We start from the raw sequence: 5,862 nt of genomic DNA, 5'->3' as shown, positions 1-5,862 counted from the left end.
CGCCCGGCCCTCCACATTCCAACGCCCCACCGCCGTCTTATCCGCCGCCAACCGGAACCCCAGAAAGTCGCTGTGTTCCTTCAAGATTTCACGGGCCTGACGGGAATGCTTCTGCGCCAGATCATCCCCATTCGAGATCACCATGATCTCCATGTCGGGGTTACGCATCAACGCCCACAGCGGCAGCCACACAGCCAACAACTTCGACTTTCCAGTCCTCGGCGGGCACGACACGACGTCGCGCTGCTCAGCCTGCGTCACCGACCGCACCGCCAAATCGCTGAGCAGCTTGATCGTGGGCGTCACACGGAACTTCGGATCCAGAAACGCCGCGAGCGCCGCCGGCGACCCCGGCCTACGCTGCAGCCTCGCCGCAGCCACAGCCCGCGCCGCGCACAACACCCGAACCGGATCCACGATCAGAAGCGTGTCAGTAGCGGGTGATCACACGGCCTCGTGCACCTCACGTAAATGCGCTGCCATCGCCGGCGCCGGCGATTCGCCGCGCGACAACACCAGCCAGAAACACCCCTCAACAGGGCACTGAACCCGCAGAGGCTCCGAACGGCAATTCGTCAACCGGTGAGCAACCCGCCAGCACCAAGCCCGAACTGTGTTCAACCATCCCGGCAGCCCCTCATCTGCGAACAGATACCCGCCGCAGCGCCCACACCGAGACACCCCGCTACACACGATCACGGGCCGACCCCGTCGCCGCCCCACGAAGCCCACGGACCCGACACCGGACGCTCCGGCACCTCCCGCAGCCACTCCACGAACACCCCGACCACCGCGTCCGCCGCATCCTGCGTATCCAAAACACCGCGCACCGACCACAACTCCCGCCGAGCCGTGCTCTCCGCCGAAAAACCCGCATGCTCCGCCGACTGGTCCCGCATCGACGCGACCAACGTCTGACGCACCAACTCGGTCAATGCCTCCCGCGCCACAGACTCCCGACGCGCGTGCTCGGCCCTCAACTGTTGATCGACCGCCGCAGTGAACGACTCCGGCACCACCACCTGCCCCTCACGCAACCGCGCAGACAACTCACGCAACCGCTCAAACTCAGCCCGCTGATCATCGCTCAACTCCCGCACCGGACGCGACGTCGACGTCGACGACGACACAGACCCAGCCGCAGACACCGGGCCGCCCATCATCGATCGCCCGGCCGCAGTCATAATCCACCACCGCACCCGTACGCGAATCCACCGTGCACACACACGGCACCAGATGCGGCCTACCGTCCTCAGCCATGCCGGCCCTCCTCACCCATCAACCGCTCCAACCGCGCCACCTCAGCCCGCTCCTGAGCCCGCCGCAACGCCTCCAACACAACCCGCGGATGACGCGCCAAAAACCACACCGCCGACACCCAACCGCAGCAGAACACAACGCCCAGAACCACCAGGACACCCAGCCACTCCAGGACACTCACAGCAGCACGATCCCCAGCAGCAGCAACACCAACGCCGCAGACATCAACCCCGCGACCACACCCAGCCAGAACACCTTCCGATCCCGCACCCGCGACACATCCTCAGCGATCGCGTCCCGCTCACGATTCACCGCCGCCCAGAACCGATCATCAATCTCATCACGACCCCCGAGCCGCACCTCCAACCACTCCGCCACAACACGCCCGCCCTGAACCCAGGAATGCCACGTCCCATCCACATCGGTCAGCCGGCGATACTCCACCGGCAAAGCGGGATCACCCACAGCCGTCACCACATGCCGATCATCATCAGTGCGGAACTCCATCAGAGCCATGTCACCCATCGTCACCCGAACCCCCGACCTCGTCCCGGTCCTCAGCCTGGCGCAACACCCGATACACCGTGTCCCGCCCCACCCGAAAGTCCTTCGCGATCTCCGCCACCGGCTTACCCCGCGCAGCCTCCGCCACCACCGTCTCCCGCTGCGACAACGTCAACACCCGCGGCCGCCCCACATGCTGACCACGAGCACGCCGCGCCTCCCGAGACGCCGCACGACGCTCACGCCCAAGCTCGAGCTCCAACTCCGCGAGCGACGCCAGGACGCCGGCGATCATCCGCCCCGTCGCGTTCGACGTGTCGATACCTTCCCGCAAGCTGCGGATCACGATGCCCCGCGCCCCGAGATCCCGGATCGTCAACATCACCTCAGCCGCGTTCCTCCCAAGCCGATCAATCCCCGCCACGACGATCACGTCCCCCTCACGGGCGTACTCCAGCAACGCCGCCAACCCCGGCCGCTCAGACCGCGTGCTCGAGCCGCTCAGCTTGTCATCGAAAAACCGCGCGACACCCGCCTGGCCGAGCGCGTCATGCTGCTGATCCAACGACTGATGCCCCGTACTGACCCGCGCATACCCGAGCAGCTGCCCGGTCACCGCGGAAACCCCGACTCGAGCTCAGTGAACCGCCCCGGCCACTCCAGCAGCGACGAATCCTGCGTATACCAACGCGAAGGCAACCCCGGATCCGCCGTCTCCCAACCATCCAACTCCCACCGCACCAACACCTCCGCGCCATCCACCGACGACCGGTACAGCCACACACGACCCTCAACCGGAACCGGCCGCACCCCCCGCTCCGCCCGATGATCAGCCACCACCCGATCGATCAAAACACCCCGCAACCGCTCCACCTCAGCCACTAACTCCGGCACCACAGCGGCCAACTCCATCCCCGCCGCCGCGGTATCGCAGATCGGCTCCTGCACAGCATGGTCAGCGGCGCGCGCCGACTCGAACTCCTCCAGCGCGGCCTTCGCACGCTCCACCACATCGCTCACGACAAACGGCCTTCCTGATCCAGCCGATCAGCGATGCGCTCCGACAACACGCTCGCCGTAATCCAGTCTCCGTAGCCCGCATCAGTGAACCACTCGTCCAACACAGATCGGACACAGTGCGACGCCTCCAACCACCGCTTTGCGTCAACGTTCATCACTCGCTCCAATCCGGGGACCACAACAGAAGCGCCGGCAACGGCACCTCATCCGCCGTCGACTCGTATCGGCTACCTGGCTGAATCCACGCCGGAGACTGAACCCCCGGCCTCGGCAGCGATTTGAACACGGCCCGCTCATCTTCGTAGACCACGACCGACCCGACAGACAGCGCGTCGCGCAGCGCCACCGAGTGGATCGTGCACGCGGCACGCCACACCGCCGCCTGATGCTCACCGTGCGTCATGTCGCGCTCATCCTGGTCTGTGACGCCGCAAGAGCACTCCCACGTGTGCGCACCGAGCCCCTCGTTCAAGTGAGCGTCGAGCACGTCCTGCAGACGCGAAGCGTTCACAGCCCCAGACCTCCGAACCCCATCGACGCCATCATGATTTCGCTGCGAGCCTGCGCATGCCAGTTGGCGTGTGCCTGCTTCCCGTCCTCGACCACGAGGGCGGCGCACTTCCCGCACTGGTGGAGGGTCCACAGCGTCTTGCCGCCCTGCTGCAGCGCGAGCTCGGTGAACTGGACGGCATACGTCCGGCCTGGACGCGGCGAGGCCGCCCCCACCTCGGGGACGGCCCGGCCTGGATCATCGGCGCTCATTGCGTGGCCTTCGCGTCGCGATGAGCAGCACATAGATAGACCCGACTACGCCCCTTACCCTTCACCGTCCACCCCTCCCGCTTCGCGTCACGAACGACATCCGTGAACGTCGCGCCACCCATCAACGTGAACTCCTCGCCGCAGTCCTCACCTACCGCGTTGGGACCGTACGTGTCGAAACGATCCCCATCGTTGTTCCACCGGCTGTACGCGTCACACGCCACGCCGATGATCCGGAACTGGCTCATGACGCCGGCACCAGCTCGGGGTGCCCGTACCAAGCCGGGTCCCACGCGGACACCAGTGCGCCGTCGCGGTACAGCCCAGCCGCCACGCCCTGCGCGTTGGTGGGCCCGCACACACGGTCGCCCATCGTTCGGCAGTCCCAGCCGGGGTCGTCCTCCTGGACGACAGGCGCGGCCTGGGCGGACGCGACGAGCACCCCGCCGGCCGGAACGCCGAACGCCGCCCCCAGCACAAGGCCGCTGGCGAACAGAGCGCGATGGATGGTGAGCATTGAGATTCCCCCTCGGGACTGGTTGGGCGCCTGAAACCGTCAGGCAGCGGAAGCGTTGATCCAGCCGTGCCAGTAGCCGAGCTGGACGAGGTTCGAGTAGTGGTCAGCGACGCCGGTGGGCAGCCTCGACGGGTCGACGCCCGTCCAGTCGTCCTCGGGATCGTGGACGAGCGCGTCGTTGTCGGCGATGACCTTGTTGACGGCGTGAAGGTCTTTCAGCCACTGCGTATGCGTTGGGCCGCCGGGGCGGTAGATGCCAGTGATGGCGGCTGGCTTGTTCATACCTCTGACCATAGTCGCAGAAGTAGCAGAACGCTAGGTTTTGCGTGAACTATTTTGCGGCGACTTATGCGAACCCATCCGCCCAGCTCGCACTCGCCAACAGCGCCCACCGTCTGCGCGTCGCTTTGCTAAAGAATTGCGACACCACTCAGAGGATGGCGCACCCCGGCTCCGGGCAGTCATGCCCCGTCGACCACGCCGCCACATCCGCCTCCGAGCCCACGACGGTGGCGCCGCACTCGTCGCAGTGCGCGTAGAACGCCGGGACAGGCTCGATCGTCACGCGATCTCGCTGATGGTGTGGCGGATGCCACGCTCGTCAAGGAACTCGCGCAGCGACGCCAACTGTCGACGATCGGCGGTGACACGCACCTGCCACGACCGCTCAGTCGTGCCTGAGGAGCGAGACAGTGCCGCGAGCACGGTGGAGCGGGCGATCCGGTAGTGGTCGGCCAGGTCCGCTGGAGTCCATCCGAAGTGCCGCAGTCGGCGCATCTGCTGATCGCGCGCTACCCGCCACTCGGGGGTGCCGTACTCGCCTGCCGATTCGAGCTCGGCGGCGAGCTGATCGAGGTATCGCTGACCCGAATCGTCGTCGTCTGGGTCGCTGTCATCCGGCGGCGGGTAGCCCGTTTCGCTCACTGGCCGTCTCCTGTCGATTCTGGGGCATTCGCCTTGCGCTGTTCGGCGGCGACCTGTTCGTTCGTTGGAACGCCATTCCGGGCACCGCACGGGGCATTCTCACCCTGGCGCTGGACCGCCAGCCACTCCGCCAACTCATCCGCCGGCACACCACCCGCCGCCAACACCCCACGCGCCACCTCGCACTGCAGGCCCCACAGCGCGTCGCCCGGGCCGATCACCTGACCCACCAGACCCCGGCACTGCTCGACCACCTCCGCGTCCAACACGGCCGGCGCCAGCGTGCCCTCCGCGACCTCCCGGGCCACACCCAGCGCCGCCTTGATCGCCAACTCCGTCGGACTGCTCACGGCGCGTCGACCAACTCGGCATCGAGCACCGGCAACTGCCCCTGGCGGCCACCGACGATCGCCAACAGATCCCGCTCGGCCTGATCGATCACCGCGTGCGTCGTCGAATGGACCTGAACGTTCACGTCGACCTCCTGCGCCACCGGGATCTGCTGGCCGGTCAGGCGAGCGTTCTTGTCCTGGACGTACGCGATGGCTCGGGAGATCGACACGACCGCCTCGTGGTCCTGGGCTTTCTTGGCGGCTTCGAGGCTGTCGAACAGCGCGGCGGTGACCTGGCGGTAGGCGCCGGTGGTGAATGTTCGGGCCGCGAGGACGTCCTCGGGTGGCTCGCGCAGCATCAGCCGCTTGACCGCATGGAGCGCTGAGCTGCGGCTTTTGAAGCCGAGCTCGTCGGCGATTTCTTGCCATGTGCGGCCTCGGCACTTGAGGCGGAGCGCTGCCTCGGCGCGTGCCCGGGCGTCGGCGCGGGGTCCTGTGGGGGGCATGTTGGTGATTTTGGGTTGGTTGGGTGCAGGTGGGGGG

Annotated in this window: 15 protein-coding genes and 1 pseudogene; all 16 read right to left on the bottom strand. The window is 66.8% G+C overall.

Features of this window, described 5'->3' with window-relative positions; translation table 11 throughout:
• A pseudogene (locus BEMPMBAN_RS29790) lies at positions 1-417 on the bottom strand (terminase large subunit domain-containing protein); the annotation flags it as partial.
• 278 nt (positions 418-695) lie between these two features.
• Positions 696-1,091: a hypothetical protein gene (locus tag BEMPMBAN_RS29785; protein WP_159235067.1), complete on the bottom strand. Its 396-nt coding sequence runs from the start codon at positions 1,089-1,091 to the stop codon at positions 696-698.
• Positions 1,081-1,260, bottom strand: a complete 180-nt coding sequence (locus tag BEMPMBAN_RS29780) for a hypothetical protein (RefSeq protein WP_159235066.1) — start codon at positions 1,258-1,260, stop codon at positions 1,081-1,083. Before BEMPMBAN_RS29780 ends, BEMPMBAN_RS29785 begins: the two co-directional genes overlap by 11 nt.
• The gene (locus BEMPMBAN_RS29775) at positions 1,253-1,441 is read right to left on the bottom strand and encodes a hypothetical protein (RefSeq protein WP_159235065.1); all 189 of its coding nucleotides are present in this window, start codon (positions 1,439-1,441) and stop codon (positions 1,253-1,255) included. Before BEMPMBAN_RS29775 ends, BEMPMBAN_RS29780 begins: the two co-directional genes overlap by 8 nt.
• Positions 1,438-1,776, bottom strand: a complete 339-nt coding sequence (locus BEMPMBAN_RS29770) for a hypothetical protein (protein WP_159235064.1) — start codon at positions 1,774-1,776, stop codon at positions 1,438-1,440. Before BEMPMBAN_RS29770 ends, BEMPMBAN_RS29775 begins: the two co-directional genes overlap by 4 nt.
• Position 1,777: 1 nt before the next feature.
• Entirely contained in the window at positions 1,778-2,380 is a 603-nt protein-coding gene (locus BEMPMBAN_RS29765; RefSeq protein ID WP_159235063.1) for a recombinase family protein, read from the bottom strand.
• Complete coding sequence (locus tag BEMPMBAN_RS29760; RefSeq protein ID WP_159235062.1) at positions 2,377-2,784, bottom strand: hypothetical protein; 408 nt, start codon at positions 2,782-2,784, stop codon at positions 2,377-2,379. Before BEMPMBAN_RS29760 ends, BEMPMBAN_RS29765 begins: the two co-directional genes overlap by 4 nt.
• A gap of 154 nt (positions 2,785-2,938) precedes the next feature.
• The gene (locus BEMPMBAN_RS29755; RefSeq protein WP_159235061.1) at positions 2,939-3,295 is read right to left on the bottom strand and encodes a hypothetical protein; all 357 of its coding nucleotides are present in this window, start codon (positions 3,293-3,295) and stop codon (positions 2,939-2,941) included.
• A complete protein-coding gene (locus tag BEMPMBAN_RS29750) occupies positions 3,292-3,546 on the bottom strand; it encodes a hypothetical protein (RefSeq protein ID WP_159235060.1) in 255 nt (84 codons plus the stop codon). The genes BEMPMBAN_RS29755 and BEMPMBAN_RS29750 overlap by 4 nt, the downstream gene beginning before the upstream one ends.
• Complete coding sequence (locus BEMPMBAN_RS29745) at positions 3,543-3,794, bottom strand: hypothetical protein (protein WP_159235059.1); 252 nt, start codon at positions 3,792-3,794, stop codon at positions 3,543-3,545. Before BEMPMBAN_RS29745 ends, BEMPMBAN_RS29750 begins: the two co-directional genes overlap by 4 nt.
• Positions 3,791-4,063 carry a hypothetical protein gene (locus tag BEMPMBAN_RS29740; RefSeq protein WP_159235058.1) on the bottom strand — a complete coding sequence of 91 codons (273 nt, stop codon included), beginning with the start codon at positions 4,061-4,063 and terminating at the stop codon, positions 3,791-3,793. The genes BEMPMBAN_RS29745 and BEMPMBAN_RS29740 overlap by 4 nt, the downstream gene beginning before the upstream one ends.
• A gap of 39 nt (positions 4,064-4,102) precedes the next feature.
• Positions 4,103-4,345 carry a hypothetical protein gene (locus BEMPMBAN_RS29735; RefSeq protein WP_159235057.1) on the bottom strand — a complete coding sequence of 81 codons (243 nt, stop codon included), beginning with the start codon at positions 4,343-4,345 and terminating at the stop codon, positions 4,103-4,105.
• A 148-nt stretch (positions 4,346-4,493) separates the two neighbouring features.
• A complete protein-coding gene (locus tag BEMPMBAN_RS32995; protein ID WP_272952263.1) occupies positions 4,494-4,628 on the bottom strand; it encodes a hypothetical protein in 135 nt (44 codons plus the stop codon).
• Positions 4,625-4,987: a hypothetical protein gene (locus BEMPMBAN_RS29730; protein WP_159235056.1), complete on the bottom strand. Its 363-nt coding sequence runs from the start codon at positions 4,985-4,987 to the stop codon at positions 4,625-4,627. Before BEMPMBAN_RS29730 ends, BEMPMBAN_RS32995 begins: the two co-directional genes overlap by 4 nt.
• On the bottom strand, positions 4,984-5,337 hold the full coding sequence (locus tag BEMPMBAN_RS29725; RefSeq protein ID WP_159235055.1) for a flagellar hook-length control protein: 354 nt from the start codon (positions 5,335-5,337) through the stop codon (positions 4,984-4,986). The genes BEMPMBAN_RS29730 and BEMPMBAN_RS29725 overlap by 4 nt, the downstream gene beginning before the upstream one ends.
• Positions 5,334-5,825, bottom strand: a complete 492-nt coding sequence (locus BEMPMBAN_RS29720; RefSeq protein WP_159235054.1) for a hypothetical protein — start codon at positions 5,823-5,825, stop codon at positions 5,334-5,336. The genes BEMPMBAN_RS29725 and BEMPMBAN_RS29720 overlap by 4 nt, the downstream gene beginning before the upstream one ends.
• Positions 5,826-5,862 lie beyond the last annotated feature (37 nt).

It is taken from the genome of Mycolicibacterium austroafricanum, from assembly GCF_902705885.1.
GTDB classification, from domain to species: Bacteria; Actinomycetota; Actinomycetes; order Mycobacteriales; family Mycobacteriaceae; genus Mycobacterium; species Mycobacterium vanbaalenii_A.
The sequence above is the reverse complement of the archived record's forward strand: the minus strand, read 5'-3'. Positions and strand labels throughout refer to the sequence as shown.